At 62.2% G+C, this 20917-nt stretch carries 22 protein-coding genes; 3 read left to right on the forward strand and 19 right to left on the reverse strand.

From position 1 onward, the window contains the following. Positions 1 to 5: 5 nt before the first annotated feature. From STE01S_RS16360 to STE01S_RS16440, 17 genes are all read right to left on the reverse strand, one after another. Positions 6 to 1406 (reverse strand): conjugal transfer protein TraH, encoded by a 1401-nt coding sequence (locus STE01S_RS16360; RefSeq protein WP_062769827.1) that lies wholly within the window; start codon positions 1404 to 1406, stop codon positions 6 to 8. Positions 1407 to 1471: 65 nt separating this feature from the next. Continuing rightward, complete coding sequence (locus STE01S_RS16365; protein ID WP_120694213.1) at positions 1472 to 2293, reverse strand: conjugal transfer protein TraF; 822 nt, start codon at positions 2291 to 2293, stop codon at positions 1472 to 1474. Positions 2294 to 2586: 293 nt separating this feature from the next. Beyond that, positions 2587 to 4350: a conjugal transfer protein TraN gene (locus tag STE01S_RS16370; RefSeq protein ID WP_409371995.1), complete on the reverse strand. Its 1764-nt coding sequence runs from the start codon at positions 4348 to 4350 to the stop codon at positions 2587 to 2589. Between the two features lie 68 nt (positions 4351 to 4418). Next, positions 4419 to 5162 carry a type-F conjugative transfer system pilin assembly protein TrbC gene (gene trbC / locus STE01S_RS16375; protein WP_062769774.1) on the reverse strand — a complete coding sequence of 248 codons (744 nt, stop codon included), beginning with the start codon at positions 5160 to 5162 and terminating at the stop codon, positions 4419 to 4421. Between the two features lie 10 nt (positions 5163 to 5172). Beyond that, positions 5173 to 6192 carry a conjugal transfer pilus assembly protein TraU gene (traU, locus tag STE01S_RS16380; protein WP_062769830.1) on the reverse strand — a complete coding sequence of 340 codons (1020 nt, stop codon included), beginning with the start codon at positions 6190 to 6192 and terminating at the stop codon, positions 5173 to 5175. Between the two features lie 268 nt (positions 6193 to 6460). Next, entirely contained in the window at positions 6461 to 7117 is a 657-nt protein-coding gene (gene traW / locus STE01S_RS16385) for a type-F conjugative transfer system protein TraW (protein ID WP_062769777.1), read from the reverse strand. Continuing rightward, on the reverse strand, positions 7114 to 7650 hold the full coding sequence (locus STE01S_RS16390) for a S26 family signal peptidase (RefSeq protein ID WP_062769780.1): 537 nt from the start codon (positions 7648 to 7650) through the stop codon (positions 7114 to 7116). Before STE01S_RS16390 ends, traW begins: the two co-directional genes overlap by 4 nt. Beyond that, a complete protein-coding gene (locus tag STE01S_RS16395) occupies positions 7631 to 8299 on the reverse strand; it encodes a TrbI F-type domain-containing protein (protein ID WP_062769783.1) in 669 nt (222 codons plus the stop codon). The genes STE01S_RS16390 and STE01S_RS16395 overlap by 20 nt, the downstream gene beginning before the upstream one ends. Further along, positions 8292 to 8657 (reverse strand): hypothetical protein, encoded by a 366-nt coding sequence (locus STE01S_RS16400; RefSeq protein WP_062769788.1) that lies wholly within the window; start codon positions 8655 to 8657, stop codon positions 8292 to 8294. The genes STE01S_RS16395 and STE01S_RS16400 overlap by 8 nt, the downstream gene beginning before the upstream one ends. A gap of 5 nt (positions 8658 to 8662) precedes the next feature. Then, entirely contained in the window at positions 8663 to 11251 is a 2589-nt protein-coding gene (gene traC, locus STE01S_RS16405; RefSeq protein ID WP_062769791.1) for a type IV secretion system protein TraC, read from the reverse strand. A 1-nt stretch (position 11252) separates the two neighbouring features. After that, positions 11253 to 12242, reverse strand: a complete 990-nt coding sequence (locus STE01S_RS16410) for a TraV family lipoprotein (RefSeq protein ID WP_255265998.1) — start codon at positions 12240 to 12242, stop codon at positions 11253 to 11255. Further along, positions 12239 to 13129, reverse strand: a complete 891-nt coding sequence (locus STE01S_RS16415) for a DsbC family protein (RefSeq protein ID WP_062769793.1) — start codon at positions 13127 to 13129, stop codon at positions 12239 to 12241. Before STE01S_RS16415 ends, STE01S_RS16410 begins: the two co-directional genes overlap by 4 nt. Continuing rightward, a complete protein-coding gene (locus STE01S_RS16420; RefSeq protein ID WP_062769795.1) occupies positions 13116 to 14447 on the reverse strand; it encodes a TrbI/VirB10 family protein in 1332 nt (443 codons plus the stop codon). The genes STE01S_RS16415 and STE01S_RS16420 overlap by 14 nt, the downstream gene beginning before the upstream one ends. Position 14448: 1 nt before the next feature. Then, on the reverse strand, positions 14449 to 15264 hold the full coding sequence (locus STE01S_RS16425; RefSeq protein ID WP_062769802.1) for a type-F conjugative transfer system secretin TraK: 816 nt from the start codon (positions 15262 to 15264) through the stop codon (positions 14449 to 14451). Beyond that, positions 15261 to 15827: a type IV conjugative transfer system protein TraE gene (locus STE01S_RS16430; protein WP_062769805.1), complete on the reverse strand. Its 567-nt coding sequence runs from the start codon at positions 15825 to 15827 to the stop codon at positions 15261 to 15263. Before STE01S_RS16430 ends, STE01S_RS16425 begins: the two co-directional genes overlap by 4 nt. A 1-nt stretch (position 15828) precedes the next feature. After that, positions 15829 to 16119 carry a type IV conjugative transfer system protein TraL gene (gene traL / locus STE01S_RS16435; protein WP_062769807.1) on the reverse strand — a complete coding sequence of 97 codons (291 nt, stop codon included), beginning with the start codon at positions 16117 to 16119 and terminating at the stop codon, positions 15829 to 15831. A 59-nt stretch (positions 16120 to 16178) separates the two neighbouring features. After that, positions 16179 to 16499, reverse strand: a complete 321-nt coding sequence (locus STE01S_RS16440; RefSeq protein ID WP_062769809.1) for a TrbC/VirB2 family protein — start codon at positions 16497 to 16499, stop codon at positions 16179 to 16181. A gap of 376 nt (positions 16500 to 16875) precedes the next feature. Between STE01S_RS16440 and STE01S_RS16445 the strand changes: the two genes are divergently transcribed. Continuing rightward, on the forward strand, positions 16876 to 17334 hold the full coding sequence (locus STE01S_RS16445; RefSeq protein ID WP_162928307.1) for a hypothetical protein: 459 nt from the start codon (positions 16876 to 16878) through the stop codon (positions 17332 to 17334). Positions 17335 to 17479: 145 nt separating this feature from the next. Then, positions 17480 to 17962 (forward strand): XRE family transcriptional regulator, encoded by a 483-nt coding sequence (locus STE01S_RS16450; protein ID WP_162928308.1) that lies wholly within the window; start codon positions 17480 to 17482, stop codon positions 17960 to 17962. Between the two features lie 33 nt (positions 17963 to 17995). Here STE01S_RS16450 and STE01S_RS19790 read toward each other — a convergent pair whose 3' ends face one another. After that, on the reverse strand, positions 17996 to 18946 hold the full coding sequence (locus tag STE01S_RS19790; RefSeq protein WP_082813393.1) for a lytic transglycosylase domain-containing protein: 951 nt from the start codon (positions 18944 to 18946) through the stop codon (positions 17996 to 17998). A gap of 110 nt (positions 18947 to 19056) precedes the next feature. On the opposite strand from STE01S_RS19790, the gene STE01S_RS16460 reads away from it, so the two are divergent. Beyond that, on the forward strand, positions 19057 to 20349 hold the full coding sequence (locus STE01S_RS16460; protein ID WP_062769814.1) for a hypothetical protein: 1293 nt from the start codon (positions 19057 to 19059) through the stop codon (positions 20347 to 20349). A 21-nt stretch (positions 20350 to 20370) separates the two neighbouring features. Here the strand turns inward: STE01S_RS16460 and STE01S_RS16465 are convergent, their stop codons facing one another. After that, positions 20371 to 20640 carry a hypothetical protein gene (locus STE01S_RS16465; RefSeq protein ID WP_062769817.1) on the reverse strand — a complete coding sequence of 90 codons (270 nt, stop codon included), beginning with the start codon at positions 20638 to 20640 and terminating at the stop codon, positions 20371 to 20373. Positions 20641 to 20917: the final 277 nt, after the last annotated feature.

The raw sequence follows: 20917 nt of genomic DNA on the forward strand, positions 1-20917 counted from the left end.
CGCTCCTACATCAGGCCTTGGGCGTTTAGCCCGCGAGAAAAGTTGAGGGCGGAAGACATCCCGGGTGTCATCGAGTTTTGAAGGGTCGACTCAAGCATGATGCTGCGATCGATGATCTGCATCGTCACCTGCAGTTTGTTCGAAAGCTTCACATCGCGCTGCGCGAACTTCTGCCGGGTTGCGGCAATCTGCTGTTTCCACTGCGTCGCGGTCGCTTGATCGAAGGTCTGGTAGTGCGTCTGCGCCTGCTCGACGCGGTCGAGCATATTGTCGAGCATGGCCGCCAGGAGATCGACTGCCACGATCTCCGACAGCGTCTGGATTTCGCCGTCCGTGAGCGCATAGTGGGCGTAGGCCTGAACGGCGAGGATTTTGTAAATCGGCACGGTCGCCAGGTTGAGCAGCTGCTTCTCGGCAGCATCGAGCGCCGTGTCGGTCCGGATTTTACTACTCATCGATCGGATCATCGACGCTATACGGGGCCGTAACGCAGACGAGGCCGGCACGGTGAGTGTTTGCTCCCCGACATCGTAGCAATTGGTGTCGTTGCATTTCAGCATCTTCACCGCCGGGGCATCGGCAGTGCCATCGAGCAAAGCCGTCACCACAGCTTCTTCCGCCGGCCCGAACATCACGACCTTGCCGCCAACCGATGGGTCGGTTGAGGGTGTGGTGACGACGGTACCGACCAACGTCATGATATATTCCGAGAAGGACTGGTCAAAGGCGCCGAACTTGGCGGATTTCTTCAGGGCCTCCCACGTATAGTTATGGGGCTCGCCGACGAGCTGGTCCTTCATGCTGGCATCGGTGTTGCCAGCTATGGTGCTGTCGCGTCTGTTTCCGTTGTTGCAGCCCTGTCGCGAGGCCGCCCAATCCGAGAAAACGCCCTGGCTGTTGCCGACAGCCTCACAGATCGTGGCGCGTGTGGTCTCCATCTGCGGCCAGATGCCGCCAACCAGGGCCTGCGCCGTCTCGCAGCTCGAGATATTCATCTGGTTGAGAAGCTGAGCCTTCTGGCTGAACTCATCCATGACCTTACCGATCTCGGGCGACACGGAGTCGATCGCCAGCTTGAACGCGAAACCCAGCGCGTTGTTGGCCGTGGCTTTCAGCATCGCCACGATCTCCGAGGCGTTGATGAACGAGAAGCTGCCGGCGAACAGGTCGATACCGCCGCACCCAGCCCGCGCGCCCGGTAATTGCAGATTGAACGGCGACACGCTCTTCTGAGGAAAACGCGTCCAGACATTCCCGAGCGAGTAGTACCCCGCGGATTGCCCCTGGAAGGCGGTTGGGCCGGTGACGTTGGCGGCGCCGCCTGCATCGTTGAAGAAACCATTCATCTGGGACGCGACGTCGGCCCGCGCCACGCCGGTCATGGCAAAATGCGATGCCGCCGCCAGGGCGAGACCAGTTGCGAGCCTCTGCCCTAGCAATCGGCCCGATCGCTTCTTTCCTGAACGTGCCATCAGTAATCGCTCCCCACCTTCGTGTTGGTAAGCATGAAGATGCGGTCCATGATCTCATCCGCACTCAGAACGCCGTAGCCAACAGGGATTGTCCGCTTGGTCTGGGTGTCGAAAAGGACGAGGGCCGGCGTCTCATTGCCGGGCACGCCCATCCGGGCGCGCTGCCCGGAGTCGACCACATAGTTCGGGAAGTCCTTGCTGGGTCCGCCGTCCATGGAGACGGCCATCACCGTCAGCCTGTGGCTGTCAGTGACCGAGCGCAGGATTGGCGCGAACACCTCGCACGCGCCGCAGCGCTGTGCGTAGAAGTAGAAAAGGCCGTAACGCTGGCCCAGGTTTGTCAGCACGGCATCCCGATCGGCCTTGCGATTGTCGAGCCAGAGCCTCTTGCCGACGGTGGTAACCGGCCGCTGTAGCGTGTAATCGAGCTCCGGGTTTTGCCAGAGCGCGCGCTGCCACGTGTCGGAGAAGGTCGACGCGCGATCAAGCTGCTCGCGTTGGAAGCGCACATAGGCAATTACGTTCGCTTCGGTCGGCTCGAGGATCGCGCGCGCCTTCAGCTCGTCGAGCTGCTTGGTTATCGCAGCGATCCGCTCTGCGGCGCTCTCCTGCCGAACTGGGGGTGCAGTGGTCGCCTGGTCAGCCGGCTTGGGTTTGGTGCAGTAAAACCATTGCCCGAGTTTCCGCTCACCGCAGTAGAAGTCGTCGGGCTTGTCCTGCTCTATGGTGTCGCCCGGTACGAGAGCGTCCTGAGCCGCTGCGGGCGCTATCCACCCCGCAAGGGCGAGGACGATCATCGACAGATTAGCGTTGTTTGACATCGCTCGTGACCTCCTCATCGGTTCGTAACGGACGCTCGGTCCGAAGCTGCCGCGGTGCGTTCACGCCGGGATCACTTCGAACCGCAAGACGCAGGCAGCAGTCCGGGACCGCGGTTTTGACGTTCGCGCCACAACGATGCGCAAGCGGCTGCGGTACGGCGGGCAAGGTGGGCGCCGTCCAATGCGCCAGACTCGCTAAAAGGAGCGGCAGTTCGAGAATGGATGGCGGCATGATCTATCCCCTTCGCTGAAGCTCTACAGAGGCCTTTGCGGGCGAACGGGCCGTACCCGCATCATTTGCCGTGAAGGTCATAGTAGGCCTGAATCTTGTCTTGGATGTCGGAGAGCGTCTCGACCTCGTCGGGTAGCTTCGCCGCGTCGACGAAATCCGCATAGACCTCCGTGAAATCCATCTTGGAGAGATCGAGCGACGCGAACTCATCGATTGTGAAGCCCTGGCACTGCTCCTTCTTGGCGCTGCCCCACGGCTTGCCGAGTTGGACGCGCCCCTGTTCCTGCAGCACGCGCGAAAGCTTGCTCTCGAAGCAGCAATACGCGGTTCGCTTCGTCTTGCAGATGCCCAGGAAGCTCGACGAGCAGTAGGTGCCGAGTTTGTGGCACAGGCCCATGCGGTCCTTGATATCGAGCTTCATTTCGTCTTGGCTGCAGGCGAACAGGACGAGGAATGGCGTCGCGAACGCGGCGATCGCCGCCGGACCGCCCGCAAGGGCTGCAGCGCCCGCGGCGACAGGTATCGCGCCGGACACCTTGCCAGCGCAGCAGTTTATCAGACCAAAAACCGGTTTATGGCAGGTGTCTCGTTTGCCGGTGAACACACGGAAGTTGGTATCGTCGAATTCCCTGCCGGCCTGGTCCAGCGCATGAAGCCCGACCAGAGCGTCCCTGAACTCTGTTGACGCCTCGCGCACGATCGGCTCGCAATCGCCGTTGAGGCAGTAGACATCGTCTCCGCATATATACTGCTTGTTGGTGGTGACGTTGCTCGCCGGCGTTGGGCAGCGGTAGACCCTCTCGGTGACCTTACACGGGCCGGAGCGTGGGTCATCAAGGCACTCGTCACGGATGTAGCGGCACGAGCGGTTCGCTTCAAGATCGCCGCAGTCATTGGCAGGCGTGAGTGTGTTACAGGTGAAGTCTCGCTTCCACGCCCAGCACTTCTGCGTGATCGGTACGCCACCTATTATCCTGGTCTCAGGACCCTCGGTGCAGACTTCACCGGCGGGATTGGCTGTGCACGTCGAGTCTGCCGCCAGCGCGCCGCAACCGTCGAGGCGCTTCATCGTCACTTGCGTCTCGGTCGTCTTAGCATGCCAGCCCTGACCGGTGATCGGACTCGGCAGTTGGGACAAATCGGTCAGGTTTCGCGAGCAGACATATTCCGTTGCGTAGTAGCGTTTGCAGAATTTGTTGGTGGGAAACCCATAGAGGCGATGGGCCGCGCATGCCTTCATCACCACTCCGGTGGGCTTGCAGGTTCCATCAGCTATGTGCGGCGTGATCGCATCGTACCTGGCGAAGGGGGTGCCGTAGGCACCATTCGGAACGACAAAGAACTTGTATGCATCGACCGTCTTCGTCTCAGGCGTCAGCGTGATCGAGCAGGATCGCGGTTCCGGGGTGATCTTCGTGCCCTGATTGCACGTCGCCTCGAAATAGCCGGTTCCACTGATACTTGGCGGGAGCGGTGTGCATGCCCCGGTGCCGCTCGAGATCGCTTCCCCTTCCAGATAGGTGGAGGGATCGTTTTCCACCGTGGTGGCGCGCTTCGTCGTCGCCAGGATTTCGGCGTTGCTGAAGGATGGCCTGGTCCTGTCGGCGTCGGTTGACGTCCGATAGCTTTCGTTGCTGGACTTCATCGTCCGCGCGTCTGAGATGAGTTTGTCGGGATCGTCGAAGTAGATGCTCTGGGGTTGGCTGGTGCCGGTATATCCTGGCACGGCTGCTGCCTGTGCGTCGCTGGATGGCACGAGCGAGGAATCCTTCCTCTTCTCCTGCGCCATCGCCTTGCCCTCTTCGCGGGCCTCGTCGACCGTCATCGTCTGCGCGCTGACCGGCTCGGTCAGTAGGAGCAGCACGCACAGGCTGCTGATCAGGCGATGCGCGGTCACGGTCTGGCGCGCTTCATGTTGGCAAGCGCGACGCCGGCGACCTTCGCACCCGGGCCGCCGCCGTCGACGAAGGTTGCAAGTGCATATTCGACCGTGACATTGCCGATCATGCGGTCGTACGGCGGAACCTTGGTCGCGCACGAGAAGCCGGCGCACAGATCGAAATCCGAGGAAACCGTCACATAGGTCGGCACCGCCTGAACATCGAAGGCGCGGAAGAGGCGCGGATCGATGCCGATGTTGGCATACTGACCTTGGTCGACGACTTTGCTAATGCGCGCGACGAACTCCCTGGCGGAGTTTTTCGGAAATCCGCGGAAGACCACCACTCCGCCAGCGGCTGCCGTGTCACGTACAAGCTGCTTCAAGGCCGTGTCCGGGATCGAAAGGCTCGCAAAGACGATGAACTGGGGGGCTTCGCCGCCTATCGCACTGGCGTTTTTTGCGGCGCCCTGGACGATCTCGTCGAAGTCGATGGGCCCTCCGGGCCCCTTGGGCAGATCCTTGGCCGCGACCTGCCGCATGTTGGTCGTGCCTTGCTCGCGGACTGCCGTAGCCTCCTCGCGGAACTGCTCGCCCCGGTCCTTGACCTGATCTACGAAGGCCTGTGCTTCGGCAGCCAGATCGGCGGAGCGCTTCTTCACGGCCTGGACGTCGACCCCGTCCACCGTCTGCGCCAAGACGGCGGACAACCCGGCGGCGCCGAGGATGGACAGGACACTCAAGGGGATAAGGCGCACCGTCAGTCTCCTAGAAAACGCAACAGTTGCGCTTGCGCCAGACGAGGTAACCCATGTCCTCGCCGCCGACCGGATAGGCGCGGCCTGCGTCCGGCGGCATCGTCGAGGCACCGATCGCGGAGCAGGCGAAGCGCCCGTTCACTGTCGGGATCGGATTGACCATCTGGAAGCGGTATTGCTGCTTCCGCATTATCGGCATCAGGTACTTCTTGCAGAGGCCCTTCGAGCCCATTGTTCCCCAGGCAAGCGCCTCACGGTGCATCTTGTAGGCGAAGCGCGACAGTGCCAGCCGCGACGATTGCACATGGCCAATGGACGCCGGGATGTTTCCATTGAGCGGGTACATCGAACCCTGGCAGCCGGCGCACCAAAAAAGCGGGTCGAGCGGCAGGTTGACGGTGCCGGCGATACAATCGCCGGCACATGCCGCTTGCGCGATTGGGTTGGCGAAGACGATAGCTTCGGGATTGATAAGCGCGGCTAGGGAGTCGTCCTGCCAGAGTGGATCGACTTCGGTGATGTAGGCGATGTCGAACGAGGCCTGCTCGAAGCAGGCGAAGTCGGTGAGGATCTCCATCCAATAAAGCAGCGGATATACGTACCAGTGGACGTGCCATTTGGCGGTGCTTTGGGACCTCCCGCCGACCATCGACGGGCCAGCCAAATAGCCTTGCCCAATGTCGAAGCCTGGAGCGATGCGGATGCCACCGAGATTGGGGAAGCACCAAGGCTTCATAGTCACGTCGGCAAGCCGGGCCGGCTCCCAGAAGCCAACGGCGATGCCGATACGAGGGAGCGGATCAGCGCAGGCGCAGACCGGTGATGGTGGGTTGCTGGGGTCGGGTCGGCCGCTCGGCCAGATCTTGAGGCCACCGACCGACAGCGGAAAGAGGCAGGACCAGCAGACGTCCGTGATCGGATTGACGAACTTCCCGTGACATGTCGGCGCCGCCTCCGCTTTGGACGAGACAGCAAGCCCAAAGATCACAATACCGGCGAGGATGACGATCGAGTGGAACAGGCGCTTCATCATGCCGCGTCACCGGTTCGCTCGAGGAATGCAGTATCCGCGCGATGCTTCCGGATTAGGTAGACTGCGGACCATATTGTCGTTGTCGCCAGCAGTACCGCAGCGCCATAGGCCGCCGGACGGCCGATCGAACGATGGAGCGGTCCAAAGAACCCGGCCGTCGCTGAGCAGAGCAGGCAAAGCGCCTGCCACCCCAAACGCAATCGGCGCAGCGCACGGGTCTCGGGCGCTGCCATCGGTGTGCGGAGGAGATCGAGCCACAGCGGCATCAGCCTGCCCTCCCCTTCTTCAGCACCTCTTCGGAAACACGCATGACGCGGCCGACTTGACGAACGACGGCGGGGGTGTGCTCGATGCCGAACTTGGCGGTCAGCTTCCCCCCCTGATCGAAGTAAAAGCGGCGTTTCAGGGTCGACATCCGCTCGATCGGCGAGCCATTGATGAAGATTATCTTGGCCTTCAGATCGGTATATCTGTTCGTCGCCCAGGCGACCTGATTGCTGTCATCGCCGTCGATGAACACGAGATCCTGCCTGATCGCGACGAAATCGAGTGGGTTGATGCGCTGACCGGCGGCAGCGACGAGGTTGCCTTTCTGGTCATGTATGTCGCGCTCGATCCGGACGGTTGGGTCGAAGTCCCAAACGCGTGCTTCGACAGCCGGGGTGACGCCCGCGACGGGCACGGGCCGCCGCACCGTGGCTTCAACCCGCTTGGCGAACATTTCGTTGATTCGCGCGAGTTCGCCCGTCGCCTTGGCGCGCTCCAGCCGCGCTTCGATCGCCGAGAGCAGGTCCGGCTCAATGACGGGGAAGGTGTGCCCTGCCCGACCATAATCGCGCGCTTCGATCGGACGCGGCGCACCGACGAGCACGACAACGCACAGGAGAGCTGCGCTGCCCGCACCTGCCAGCAGCTGCTTCACAGGATCGGCTCCCCGACACCGACGAATTGATGGCGGCAGACAAAACCAATCTCAGCATAGCGGCTATCGAAGCCGTCGGGATGGGGCGTTCCAACATAGAGGCACCCTTGGGGCACAGGCCCGACACCGCCAGGAGTCAGTTTCTCACCTAGCCTGGTCAGCGACTTCATGCGTCCGACCGGCTTGCCGTTAATCGTGACGGTGGCGCCTGCGTGCGCGACTACATCGCCCGGCATGCCATAGGCGAGCTTACCGAACATCTGCGGCTTGGCGCCGAAGTGCCGTCGCACAAGATCGTTGCTCGGCGGATCGAAGAACACGAGGTCGCCGCGCGCCGGCACCTGCTTCAGATTGATGAGGAACGCCCAGTTAGGAAGCGAGTCCGTCGCGTTGATCAAGAGCGCGTGATCGCGCCGCCAGGCGCTAACAGCGCCAAGGCCGAGTGTCCCGACGACGGCAAAGCCGAGAAGCGTCCACAGCCGCTTGCGTGGACGCCACCGCGGGGCAGCCGGTTCACTGGGCGCCGCTGCCATCTGGCCCTCCGAAAGTCGAGACTGACGCCCCTGGCGCAGGCAAGGGCGTGGGTTGCGGCGCAATTGCTGGTCCGTTGAGAATTTGAGGTGCCATCGTCGGTATTGCGGCCATCGGATCGATTGCGCCCGTTGTCGTCGGCGTCGCTTGCCTTGCTGACGCGATTGCTGCCTGAGCCGCGGAGAGCTCCTGCATCCGTTGAAGCTCTTCGGCCGACAGGCGTTTGGGCTCGGGAACGCCCGAGGCGAACACCGCCTTTTTCAAGCTGTCGGTAATGTCCGGCACATTCTTGGTGAGGACGGCTTCGCCGACCAGTACAACTTGACCATTCGCGCTTCGGCGCTGGAGCTCCTTGTCAAGCGAAGACATGAACGCCTGCATCTCGACGCGTACGCGATCTGGTGGCGAGCCGGAGAAGCGCTGGGCCTCGACATATTCGCCCACAAGGGCCGAGAGGCGGGCAGCGACGATATGGTCCTGTTTCGGCGCAGTGAGTGTACGCGTCACCCACATTCCCCAGACGATGACTGCGATCAGCAAAACTCCGGCGAGGATCTGGGCCCGCGTGAACCCTCCGAAGCCTACCCCGCGCTTCGCTGCCGGGGTCATAGGCGCGGGAGGGGGAAGATCGAGTTGGGGTTGGTCAGCCATGACGCGGAACTCCCTCTTCGCGGCGCGCCGAGAGGATGCGATCACGGCGGAAGATGATGAGGGCGGTGGATAGGATCATATGCGCGATCGCGAACATGTTGAGGAAAGCGCCGGTCCTCGCGGTGTCCGCCGCGACGTAACGCGTAGTGAAATTGTTCAGCTGATGGATGAACCCGTCAAACGAGAAGCCTCCGATCGCGAGGAAGAACAGGAAGAACAGCCCCCAGGTCGTCAGAAGAACCGAGGCCACAAAGCCGAGGCCGTGCAGCATGAAATAGAGGACCGACTGCCACTCTCGGTGCGTGAGCTTCGGCCCAAACCGGGGGCGATCGCCGCCATCATCGATTCCTGTCGCCATGTCATCTACTCCGCTGCGATCGGAACCTCGTCCGCCTGGACAAGGTTGGCCGCCCATTTTTCGGGATTGTCGGGGAAGGCAATTCGCTCGATTGCTTCGTCCATGTTCAAGCCCCCGGCGATCAGCGCATCGATCGCGGCGAATGTCTTTGGGCTCGACGAGAAGAGCGTTGCCGAATAGGGGTCGAGGACCAGGCGCCCGACCGCGACGGTATCGGGGCCCTTGATCATGATGTCCGAATATTCAAAGCCATTGCGCTTCAGCGAGCGCAGGAGCGCATCGGTGTAGCCGTCCATTTCGAAGCGATCGTGCTTCTTGAAGTCGGCGATGGTCTCCGGTTTCTGCTGAAGAATCACGAACCAGTCGGAGTTCTCAAGCGCTGCGATCGATCCTGCCGACTTGTAATAGTCATTGAGCGACTGTGTGGCCGTGACGAGCGAGGCACCATATTTTCGGCACGTGCGGGCGTAGGTTTCGATGAAGTCGGCCATCGCCCCGCCGCGGAGCATCTGCCACGCCTCGTCGAGCAGCAATGCCTTCGGGATCGAGCGGTCGAGCTTGCGCATCATCTGCTGCGACATGAACATGATGGCGGTGAGGACGACGCTGCGCAGCTCCTCTCGCGCAGAGAGATCGGAGAGCTCGAACACAGTAAGCTGGGCAGACAATTCGAAGGACACCTCGCCCTGGAAGAAGCGGCCGTAGGTGCCCGCGGCCGAGAAGGGACGCATTGCGATCCCGAGGTTCGATGCCAGGTGGTTGCCGGTAGCTTCGAGCGCCTCGATCACCAGATCGATCGACCCCTTGCTCCCATGCGCTTCCCAGACGTGATTGACCGCGCCGTCGATGAGACCCCGCTCGGTGTCGTCGAGCACGTTGATGTGGCGGGACATCTGGTTGATGATCGCCTTGAGCATGGCCATGCAGTCGATGAGATAGTCTTCGTCCTCGGCCGCCTGAGCCTCGTCGATCATCGAGAAGGGATTGAGACAAAAGCCGGAGCTCATTGTGAACTCGACAAAGGCGCCGCCCTGCAGCTTGGCGGAGTGCTCGAATGAACGGCCATCGTCGATCACCACCACCTTGGCGCCGGCACCGCAGAGGGACCCGCAGAGTTCCTGGAGGGCGACAGACTTGCCCGACCCCGACTTGCCGAATACCGCGACATTGTGGTTGCCCGCGCTGTTCTCGAACGGGCTCCAGAAGAACGGCTGACCCCTGCGACCGATGAGCAGCAAATGGGGAATCGTGCCGCCCAGATATTCGCCCTGGAGCGGCGCGAGGTTGGCTGCCGTCGTCGTCAGGAGCGTGCGCATCCGCTTCATGCGCTCAAGATCCCTCGAAAGACCGTTTGCCATCGTCATGGGCATGGCGCAGAGTAGACCCATCACCTGCAGGTAGCGGTCGTCGAGGAGGTCCCAGCCGGCCGCCCGATAGACCGACTTCAGAACGCGCTCATTGCTGTCACCCCTGCCCTTGGGCGAGAACGACGTGACGCTGTAAAAGACACGGACAAGCTTCCTGCCCTGGCGGATCTCCTCGTTCACATAGCGCCATTCCTGCGACTGCTCGCGCAACTGGGGCAGGAACCGTGACGACTTGGAGTCCGCGAGACTGGTGGTCCGCATGAACTTGTAGCTTGCCTTGTTGGTTGAGGCCTGCTGGTCAGGAAACTCTATGCAGAGGTTGGTCGCGACTGGACACGGCATGCGCAGCTTGTCGGTGAACATGTCGCCAATCAGGCGCGCCACATCCCAAGGCGCCCACCGGGTTGGAAGGTTGCGGACGGAAAATGAGCGGATGTCGAAGACATCCGGGTAGATCTCCCCGATCTCGGGCGCGCCCTTCAGGGTCTTTCCGGTTGGGCGGAAACGCTCGGTGCGCAGCAGCATGCGATCCGGCTCGACCGACAGCTCGATGTCGCGGCGGATCGCCTGATCGGCAATCGGATCGAGCGGATTGTAGCTGACGGCATCGTCCCCGGCGGCCGTGGTCGGCGAAGTGATATCGTCGATCCAGCCGATGAGCGCGACTGGGTCCATCGTTTGTGCCGACACGTCAATCGACTGGAGCGCCGAAATCAGCCCTTCCATCAACGAGACGATCTGCTCGATCGTGACGCTGGAGGATTCCGGCGTCGAATAGGAGATGGCGACACGATGGTTGCGAAGGCAAAAGGGCGCGTCGGCCGAAAGCGACTCCCAAACCCCACCGGTCAGGAAATCAACCCGATGCTTGGCCATGCGCTCATAGACGCCGCGAGCCGAGTAGCGCGGCACATACCATTTGGACAGTTGCTCGCCGACACGTGGTGACATCCACTGGTGGAACTGAAGACAGCCCGGCGCAGGGATGCCTTCTGAAAGAAACTGCGAGAGGATTTCGCCGGTCCGCTCGTCGGCGCCGACCAGCGGCGCCACCTCGACGACAAAACCGCGCGATGCGCTGTTGTAGAAGATGCCGGTCTTCGGATCATAGCTGCGGTAGGGCAGCCAGTGCGCAAGCATGGGAACGGCGAGGTCCGGGCGCTGCGCGTCTGGCCGCTTGCTGTCGCCGAAGATGCCGGAGAGGAGATCGTCAAGGAGTGTCCCCATCTCAATTTTCCTCGGGCACGGCGGCGGGAAACCCAGCGGCGCGGACCGTGGCCTTCCCTTTGGGTGCATCGACGTCCCCGCCTTCGCCGGCGGCCGCTCGGGCATCGCTCTGAGCTTTCGACGCCTGTGCCTTGTATTCAGGTGCAGCCTTGACGCGGGCAAGCGCCTCGGTGTCCGAGCTCATGTTCCCGGCTGACGATGGTGCTGAAGCGGAGGAGGCTGATTGGGGACCCGTGCCGCCGGCGCCAGCCACCGGCATATGCGCCGTCACCTGTGGCGACCCTCCCTCGGCTTGGCGGCCCGCGGGCTTTGCGGACTTGGCGATCGCCGGCTGCACGGGCGTGCGACGCGCCTTAGGGGCGAGACGAGCCGCAACGTCATTCTGGATCGCCTCCACCGGATCGGTGCGCCGCGCGCGGGCGGCGGCAACGACCGCAGGATCGGGAATGCCAGGATCGACCGCCTGCTCGCTCGCGAGGTCGGAACGGTCCACGGCATCCGCAAGCGAGCCTGGTCCGGGAACTTGCGCGGCGAGGGACCGATCAGGGATAGGCGCAGCGTCGGCCAGCGTCTGTTGCTGCCACTCGCCGCTTTGGACGACGGCATGAACGGCGCTTGCCTCGTGCAGGCGGCCACGCTCGTCGATATAGGGCTGGAACACGATCCGTAGCACCCGTTCCTGCGTCCGCCGAGCATCGACTTGGCCAAGCGGCAGTTGTTGCCCAGTGGCGGCGGTGCGGGAGAGCGGCGCGCCCCGGCCGGCGGACGCCGACCGCGCGGGAGCCGGCTCTGCGGCGCCTTCACCTGCGATCATCGCGAGCGCGCGATCGTCAATCGACGAGGAGGGCGCGCAGATTCCGTCAGGGGCTGCGCACGAGAAGCTGCCCTTCACGTTTCCACCGAACGTTGCGCATCCGCTGAGGCAGGCAAGTGCCGCGAGTGCGGTCGAAGCGCGAATGAGCGGCGCGTGGCCGGCACTCGCGGCCTTCACGGCTTGCCTCCACGAAGCCAGGCCTCGAGGACGTCCTTGGGCCGATATCCCTCGAGGACCGCGCCGTCGCTGCGGACAATGACCGGCGTCGCGTTCAGGCCGTGCTGACGCGCGAAGCGCTCGTTTGCATCAAGGCCGCTCGTGTCACACGCGGCGGGCGCCTTGAACGGCTCGCCTGCATAGGCTGCATGCAGCGCCTGTTCCTGGTTCTTCGCGCAATAGACACGGTCCGCAATATCGCGGCTGCCGAGCACCGATATGGGCCGCTCGATGACTCTCACATCCATGCCGCGGAGCACGTTGGCCAGCGCTCTGCAATAGCCGCAGCGGAAGTCGGTGAAAATCGTGATGCTTTGCTTGGCGGCCCGGTTCCCCCAGACGATCGCTCCTTCGGATGGCAGACCGGAGAGGCTCAAAGCCTCGGGCCGTATGGGCTTCGTTGCCCGGCCAGCGGCCGCCGCGACGGGTGCCAGTGGCGCAGCTTCGCCCGATCCGTTATCCCCGTCCGCGGCCGCCGCATTCGCCTTGGCTGCGCCCCCCACGAGCATGTCAGGATTGATCTCGAGCAGCCGGGCGGCGGTCAGGTCCTGCCGCGTCTCCATGTCATAGACACGGCCGATGATCAGGTAGCGCGCGCCGTGGTTGACATAGAAGAGGTTCGCACCAGCTGTTACCTCGCAGAGGCCCTCGATCTTCCCACAATTGACCTTCGTGAGCTCGGTCTTGGGAAGTCGGGTCTTGAGAAGCCCGGTCACCTGGGCTTCCTGGATTCCTCCGGCGTCCGCCGCGAGGGCGATCCCGGCGAGGCAAAGCGCGCCGGCAGCAGCGACGACGGGCGCCGGTCGGGCGCGTACGCGGAGCCGTCGCAAATAATCAGTTGCGGACATAGACACCCTCCAGAAAGACGATTTCCACATCGATGCCCGTCGGCATCTCGATCACCGGCTGGTATTGCTCGGCGCGCTCGATCAGATATTTTGAGACCATGTCGCCGCTCTGGGCGACGCCTTCGCCGAAGCCGCCTTCGAGAATTTCGCCTGCCGAAAGCTTGTCACGCTTGCCGTTCGTGCTGATGTTGGTGCCCTGGAACACTGAGTTCGCGTTCGCTGAGAAGCCGCGGCCGAACCCGCCCGCGAGGCCAGCAATGAAGGCTTGGGTGACCAGCGATCCCTCGCGCGAAACGACTCTTCCGCGAATGCCCGTCTTGCCGGCAAAGGCTATGAAGCCCTTGACCTCGGAGACCGCGTAGCGGCCACCGGGTTGTGGACAGGTCATCTTCTGAAGCTTCACATAGACCTTCTCGCTCGAGAGCTCCGCACGCGCCGCGCCGTTAATGAGGCAGCCTTCGATCTTGGTCGTGAGCAGCCGACCGTTCTGGTAAACTGAGCGCGCGGGTCCGGTGACACGCAGAACGACGGGCAGCGGATCGGTCTGGCTGTTGACACCCGCACTCGCGTCGACGCCAACGATGACCTTGGCGCTGGCGAAGCTGTTGGGCGGCAGATAGTTGACGCTGTCGCTGTAGGTGGTGGTGCCTTTTGCCACTCGGGTGGCGTTGCCGCTGTCCGCGGTCTGAAAGCTCACCGTCTTCACCTCCGCGCCGCCGCTGAACGGTCCTCCACCCTTGCCCGGGCCCGGTCCGTCCGCCCGCTGGTAGGCCTGAGTCCCGCCCGGCCCATACATGGCCGCCGGACCGGCTGCGGCCGCTGCTGGTGGAGCCGTCCGGCTTGCGGCAACCTCGCGGCGCAACTGCTCGTTCTCCTGTTGGTAGGCTGAGAGCACCCGGGCTCCGTCGGCGCGCATCGCCGTATTCTCGCCCCTCAGCAGCTCGATTTGCTGCGCGAGCTGATCCATGCGCTGCTGCTGACCGTTGACCGATTTGAGCTGGTTTTCGACGGACTGCATCTGGTTTTCGGAGAGCGCCATCCACTCCTGCTGGTTGAGGTTCTTGTTGACCATGTCCTTGGTCGACACCTCGACCTTGGCGGGCTCATCCCCGTTTGTGCCTGGCGCGCTGTCGTCGCCGCCGAAGATCCAAAAAGAGGAGACAATGAGTCCCACTCCAGCGACGCCCGCGAGCAGCAGGCGCTGCTTCTTGCGGATGCTCTCGTTGGCGGAGAGATCGCCGGCGACGGGCGAAACGCCCTCCTCACTCGTCCCATCGAGTGGTTCGCGCCTGTGCTTGAAGAAATCGCCAAGAGCCATGTCACTGCCTCCCGATTTGCGAGACGAGATAGGCCGTGGTGACCCTCCCGGGTTCGAGCTTGGGCTCTGCGATCGAGACCGCGAGCGCGCTGGCGGGCGCAACGGTCGCCTCGGTGAGTGTGACCGGCGCTGGGCCTCTGTTCTCAATCCGTAGGACGCGGCCCGTGAGATCCGATCCGCGGTATTCTGCGATCATCTGGACCTTGAGCGGACCCACATAGACCGGCCGGAGGGCGCGCTGGCGCATCTCGTAGCCGGCTACGACACTGTTGGAATACATCGCCTGGACGAGCTCAACCGCCGCTTCCTGCGGATTGACAGTCGCGGCGGCGACCTGTGGCCCGACGTTCTGGTCGGCCTTATCCTTGGCGATCGCCGGGTTGGAGATGAAGACCTGGACGGCCCCATCTCCGGCGATGCGACAAACAATCTTGTACACATAGCCGCGCTTGCTGGTCGCAAAGAAGGAGAGCGCGTGCCGGCCAAAACCTTCAGGCACCGAGAGGTAGATGTCACCTCTGACCGGCTCGTTCACCACCGAGAAGTCGTCCTGCGGGTTGCCCGTCGAGATCTTCGACACCGACGCGAACTCATCTTCGACGAGGCTAATGCGCGTGAGGTCCTTTGCGGACGCTGCGCAGTCGACCTGGCTGCCATCCGCGGCCAGGACTGTTTGGTCGGCACAGGCGGGCGACACGATCAGGAACAAGCTGGCCGCCACCAGTAACGCACCGAGGCATCGGCTCAAAATGCAGTAAAAGCGGGAGAGGAAGACGACGCCAAAAGCGGCGCTGCCAAACGCATAGACCGACATCACTGATCCTTTTCCTTGCCGGTCGTCACCATTCCGAAGCCCACGAGCTTCAGGGACAGTCCGGAATATTGCCAATCGAAGCGGAAGGTGCGGCGCTCGTTTGAGACGACCTTGTTGCCGACGATCGTGTGCAGATCGCCTGTGACGGTCGACTGCAGCTTCTTAGGATCGAGTTCCATCGTCTGGATGGTGAAGAATTGCGCAATCGAGGAGCCCCGCTGCTCGTTCACGATCTTCATGAGGTCCGCGCGAATTTTCCCCTGCGCGCTTGGCGCGGTGATCTCGAGAACCGACTTCATCCAATATTCGAGGTTGGCCGGGCTTCGATCGAGGGTCAGGACTGCGGTGTCGCGGGTGATCAATTCGAGATATTCACGCGAGACGCCCGAACTGTTGACAACGAGCGGCGACGTCAGGATCGGCTGAAGGATCACTTCCCGATCTCGCGTGGCGGTGATGAGTGCAAGAATTGCGCACAGCGCACCCAGAATGCCTGCGACAATCACCAGCAGGTTACGCTGCTTAAGGACGCGCTGGCTCTGTGCGTGGGTGTAGGAGATCTCCATCTCAGCCCGCCATCAGCCGGAGATAGGAGGGTGGTGTGGCCTTCATGCCGGTGAACCCGGCAGGAAGATGCCAATAGGCCATGTGAAGCAGCCAGGAGACCGCCCGACCTGCCTTAGCTCTCTTCAGTCCCCACCAGCCGCCGCCCGCGAGCAACATGCCAATAAGGATATGCTGAGACAGGATTCCCCAGACGAATGGGACGACCATCGCCAGGAATTCATCTAACGTCCACAGCCCGATCAGCTCCGGGTCATCTAGATGAGACGGGATGACGTACTTGTCGCTGGCCATTTCACCACCCTCCCCCAAAGGACGGCCGGATCTGCTAAACCGGCCGACCGTCGGACCTTTCAGATCGTCGCCGTCACAGTGGAGGTGACGATTGGAATACCGGTGCCCGCTCCGACGCCGACGCCGACTGGGATCGCGATCTGACCCATCGAGAAGCGGCCGGAGGCCAGCGCGACGATCCCGCCCGCCAAGGACAGGACCGTAATGATCTTGCCGCCTGATCCTTCTAGAAAGTCGGTGAACTTTGTAAGAGCCGTGTTGAACGTGGTGTCGGCGCCGGCGAACGCCGGACCAGTCAGGACGAAGAGGGCAAGGATCACCGCGATGAGCGCAAAGATCGCCAGCTCCGCACGACCGCCATACTTTAAGACAGACTGCATGAGAGTTTCCCTTCAATGGAACGCGACTGTTCCGCGCCCACCCAGAAGGTGGAACGGAATTCGGAGGACGAGCAACGAGGACGGACCAGTCACGCGGTCGCTCAGTGGATTTATTTCGGAACGGCGATCATCTGCCCCCGACTCGGGGGCGAGTCGCCCCTTTATCTGGGGAGGCGTGCCCCGCCTGCCGGGGCAGCCCGCCCCAGGATCCGGGGCACCGTGCTCCCGAGTCGCATCATCAGGCGGACGGATTGCGCAGAAATAGTTCGGGGGTTAGAATCGCTAACCAGAATCGTCTCGAGGCGAAGGTGATCTGACAGCGTATGTGCTTGGGAGCCTCACCGCATCCGATGAAGGACAGTTGAGGACTGATGCAATGACTGGAAGCTCATGCAGCTACGTCCTCGATATCTCCGAACCCCTTTTTTACCTGACCACCGAGACCTTGCGTCTGCATTCAAATCAAACGAAGCGCTATCAGACGCTGACGACCTTCATGAGCAAGTTGATCTTGGATGGCCGCTGCCCGCTTGAAGATCATCCGCCAGCTACGATTCGGGATCATCTCACTGCGGTTCCTTCGGGCGGTGGAATCCGCATTCGGTTCAGAATCAGCCAGTCGAACGCAGACGCGCTCTCGAACGTGAAAGAGCGGCTTGGAATTCTGCTTGGGTCGAGGCTTTCGGACGCCGATACCGTTTCGATCCTCTTGTTCGACTATGTCGCGACACGGAACGCGGAACGTATCCTTCGACGCCTCCAACTCGATCAAGGCGATGACGAAGCGTCGCCCAAGTCACAAGATCGCAGGCAAAATATCGTGCCGCTCAAGTAGTTTGCCGCACCGATGCTGTAGGTGAGAAGGGCCAGACAGGGTTGCCAAGCTGGGGGAGCTATGATTTCGTATTGAAACGCAGAGAAGAGGGGGCTCTGGAATGTCATCCCTTGCCCGAACGGAGGCACCGGACCAAGCCGATTGCTTGGCGACCGACCAGGAGTGGGACTTGGTCCCCCTGATCGTGAATGCCATGGCCGAAAAGAATGCCGGGCAGCGCAAGCTCGCTGTACAGTCACAGATCAGCAAAAGCCGGCTTGGACTGCTGCTTCACAGCGACCCTGCCAAACGCGCGACAATGTCCGTACCGGAACTTCGCCGCATATTGGTCGCGCTCGGCATCCCGCTGATGCAGGTGGCCATCGCAGTGGACGCCCCTCTCGTCGGGCCCTTGTTCCACGACGAACGCTTCGCCAACTCGATCTCGATGCTGATCGACGCCTTCAAGGAGCTTCCTTCCATGCTCGTTACCGCGCTCGATGAGATCGAGGGCCTGGATGGGACGGAGGTTCGCAAAGAATGGGCGGGGCCACTTCGTCAAGCCGTGGTCGAGAAGCTTATCAAGGAGGTTACGGCCGTGATGGCGCGCCGTGACGTGCTCTCCCAGATCTCGAGCATCGGCCTGTGATCGGCCCACGCTTCCCCATCCGAAACGTTTTTCTTAGAACGACGACACCGTAGCCACTCGAACCGCCTGCAGCGACGGCCTTGACGCTGCGCGCGCGGCCGCAATTTCAACGACAGGCGTTGGCGACAAGCCCGTCAACCGACGCCAGTCGAGCAACACGTTTTCCACGTAGGACAGGGTTTCGGCGATGCGAGGCAGCGCGCCGTTCCGCACTCGGCCCGGTCCGGCGTTATAAGCCGCCAGGGCCAGATGGACGTGTCCGAAGCGATCCATCATCTGGCGGAGATACTTGGCGCCCCCGGAGAGGTTCTGTTCGATGTCGAAGCGGTCGACCCCAAGGGTGGCGGCCGTGCCGGGCATCAGCTGGGTCAATCCGTATGCCTTTTTCGTGGAGGTGGCACCGGCGTTATATCTGCTCTCGCGAATGATCAGCGCGTCGAAAAGACCGGTGGGGATTCCATGCCGGCAAGCGATGTCGCTCATCATCGCGTAATACCCAGCCCGGCGCTGCTCAGTCATGGCATCAAGAAAGCCTGCTTGGCGGTAGGGAATACTAGAACAGCTTGCGGGGCTGACTGTCACCGACGTGGCGGCACTTTCGGTCTTCATCCAGTCAGGTATATCAACGACCCAGCTTCGCTGTACGGGCGACAGCTTCGCTGCCTCCAACATCCGGCTGTCGTAGAGTTCGGTCGGAGACGCGGATGCCGCCGAAACAAAGCTGTTCTCCATTTCGAACCGGACCCAGCGTCGACTGAGGTCGTGGGTTCGGAACGACGTGAGAGCAGCTTGCCCTGCGGGCGGCGCGATAGGAATTGCAGGCGCCGAAGCTGACTTAGGCAGGCCGTTTTCTGCTGCTTGATTTGTCAGCGGCATCGTAATGACCAGCGCTACTCGCCGGGGCGTAGCGGCCGATGCTGGCGCTAGAATCGACGCTGAAATGCCGAGCCACAATACAGCGAACTTCACTACGAACGAACGCATTGGAGAACTCCCAACAACCTTTCTAGCCAAGTTGAGGATGCGGAGAATCTGATTGTCAACCCGGCTCCAGTGAGGAAGCCTTGCGCTGAAAGTACGCAGCGAGTGTGACAATGTGGCTGATAGACCGGACGAGTAACGGGCGAAGCGCGGCGCGAATACCGCTCCCGGACCCACTGCGATCGGCGCTAGTGCGCTGGTATACAGGTCATGGCTCGCGCCATGACGAGGAAGCCGGGATCATGCTTGTGCAGCAGGCGCGTGCAGGTTCGAAATGGATAGCCTGCGACTGCCTCGGAACCGCCCAGAACCCGCCGATCCTGACTCCCGCGTTTCTTTCGGAGGCAGAAACCTACTATCTGAGGCGCCTCACGGGGGGCAGGCGCCCCGATCATGAGGTGGATTGCCCGTTCTTCCGCGACCAGGTCACCAACCGATTCACGCATGCCCTGACTGGGAAGACGCAGGCTGATCCGCCGACGGCCTATTTCGAGGTGCTGAAGCCAGTGCCCGAAAAGCTGGCGCAGCGTCCCGCCGATGACGGCAGCGATGATCGCACTCGAAGTGCGTCCGTTCCCAGGCTCGCAAGGCTGCTATGGCGTTTGCTGGCTGTTTCCCGCCTCAATGTCATCGCTCCTGCGGCGCACGAGCCTCCGGAACGATCGATCGTGGACGAATTCAAGACGCTTAGAAGGGCGGCGGGAGCCATTGAAATCGCGCCCGGCATCGAGCTCGGTCGGTTGCTCTGGACGCACGGTGAAGCACTGCTCAGCCGGCGGGCCTTTGCAGGCATCCGCGCTCTCGCTGGGCGTTGGCCTCCTGGCCATGCGCCGCAGGGCTTCCTCACCCTCTTCGCCCAGCGATTCCAAGGGGCCATGATCTACCCCGCGGGCTGCGACCCGGTGAGAATTGAAAACCGCGTGCAATCCCCGTCCGTACGAGACAATCGGATCGAAGGGCCCTATCTCGTAATTGTCGTTGTCGGCGAGCACCCAGAGGCGAGCGGCTATGCGGCACTGAGAGCCTATGCGCAGCCTGTATTTTCCGGCAAGCGCTTCGTTCCGATCGCGACTGAATTCGAGCGACACGTGTTGCGCTCGATTCTGCAGGCACGCCCAGCCTTTGATCGGGCGGGCGTCGACATGGTCATCGAGAAGCCGATTTTCGATCGGCTAACGCCTCTAGGCGCCTGCCGGCCGGACTTCCTGCTCGAAGCACGTTCACGCTTGACGGGAGAGGTCAGGCAGATCGTTATCGAGGCGCTGAGCGAACCGAGCGCGAGACAGTTTGAGTCAAATGTGATGCGAGCTTGCCTGGAACGGATCGCGCCAGTCGTGGCGCTCACGCCTTCGGACGTCGAGCGGGGCCAAGTGCTCGATCGCCTATCCAGCGCTTTCCAGTTCTGATCAGGGGATACCGGCCGGCGGTTAGCCCCAGGGCAGGGTTAGCGCGAACGAGATTACGATGGCTAGCGTGACAGGCGTCGAGTGCAGGTAGAGCTTCTGCCAGCGCCACCAGGTCTTTGGCCCGAACATGAGCACCGCCCTGAAAGTATTCAGTCTCGTCCAGGCCTGTTCGCGGTAGAGTTGGGCCAACACGGCACCCACTGAGATCAGGACTGAAATCGAACAGCAGACCGCAGCCGCCGAATATAGCGCCAGCCAATTTTCGAGATGCAGGTCCGTCAGGTGGGGCATGATATTCCCAGTGACTATGCTCGGTCAGCTCTCGAACCAAGCCTCGGAGGCTGCTCCAGTCCGGCGACCATTTTGCGATTTCAAGCGCGATCTGTACATACCTCTCACGCTCTGGAAACCCCAGCGCCTACCTCGATTGTGCAAACCGCGCGCCGGCCAAGGAGCTGTTTTCGGTAGATCACGCTCTCCGCGAAGCGCCGGCCCTGGGAGAGCGATCGCGCGCCAGAGCTTCCGCGAGCCGGGATTTCCATCCCTCGAGTTCGCTGAGTGCCGGTCG

This window comes from Sphingopyxis terrae subsp. terrae NBRC 15098 (genome assembly GCF_001598815.1).
Taxonomy (GTDB): Bacteria; Pseudomonadota; Alphaproteobacteria; order Sphingomonadales; family Sphingomonadaceae; genus Sphingopyxis; species Sphingopyxis terrae.

Coding starts and splice junctions, on each gene's coding strand:
- STE01S_RS16400 (WP_062769788.1), bottom strand. CDS start 8,657: ATGGCGACAGGAATCGATGATGGCGGCGATCGCCCCCGGTTTGGGCCG.
- traL (WP_062769807.1), bottom strand. CDS start 16,119: ATGGCCAGCGACAAGTACGTCATCCCGTCTCATCTAGATGACCCGGAG.
- STE01S_RS16430 (WP_062769805.1), bottom strand. CDS start 15,827: ATGGAGATCTCCTACACCCACGCACAGAGCCAGCGCGTCCTTAAGCAG.
- STE01S_RS16395 (WP_062769783.1), bottom strand. CDS start 8,299: ATGGCTGACCAACCCCAACTCGATCTTCCCCCTCCCGCGCCTATGACC.
- STE01S_RS16365 (WP_120694213.1), bottom strand. CDS start 2,293: ATGTCAAACAACGCTAATCTGTCGATGATCGTCCTCGCCCTTGCGGGG.
- traC (WP_062769791.1), bottom strand. CDS start 11,251: ATGGGGACACTCCTTGACGATCTCCTCTCCGGCATCTTCGGCGACAGC.
- STE01S_RS16420 (WP_062769795.1), bottom strand. CDS start 14,447: ATGGCTCTTGGCGATTTCTTCAAGCACAGGCGCGAACCACTCGATGGG.
- STE01S_RS16460 (WP_062769814.1), top strand. CDS start 19,057: ATGTGGCTGATAGACCGGACGAGTAACGGGCGAAGCGCGGCGCGAATA.
- STE01S_RS16440 (WP_062769809.1), bottom strand. CDS start 16,499: ATGCAGTCTGTCTTAAAGTATGGCGGTCGTGCGGAGCTGGCGATCTTT.
- STE01S_RS16415 (WP_062769793.1), bottom strand. CDS start 13,129: ATGTCCGCAACTGATTATTTGCGACGGCTCCGCGTACGCGCCCGACCG.
- STE01S_RS19790 (WP_082813393.1), bottom strand. CDS start 18,946: ATGCGTTCGTTCGTAGTGAAGTTCGCTGTATTGTGGCTCGGCATTTCA.
- STE01S_RS16465 (WP_062769817.1), bottom strand. CDS start 20,640: ATGCCCCACCTGACGGACCTGCATCTCGAAAATTGGCTGGCGCTATAT.
- traU (WP_062769830.1), bottom strand. CDS start 6,192: ATGAAGCGCCTGTTCCACTCGATCGTCATCCTCGCCGGTATTGTGATC.
- STE01S_RS16370 (WP_409371995.1), bottom strand. CDS start 4,350: ATGACGGTCGACGAGGCCCGCGAAGAGGGCAAGGCGATGGCGCAGGAG.
- STE01S_RS16390 (WP_062769780.1), bottom strand. CDS start 7,650: ATGGCAGCGGCGCCCAGTGAACCGGCTGCCCCGCGGTGGCGTCCACGC.
- STE01S_RS16445 (WP_162928307.1), top strand. CDS start 16,876: ATGACTGGAAGCTCATGCAGCTACGTCCTCGATATCTCCGAACCCCTT.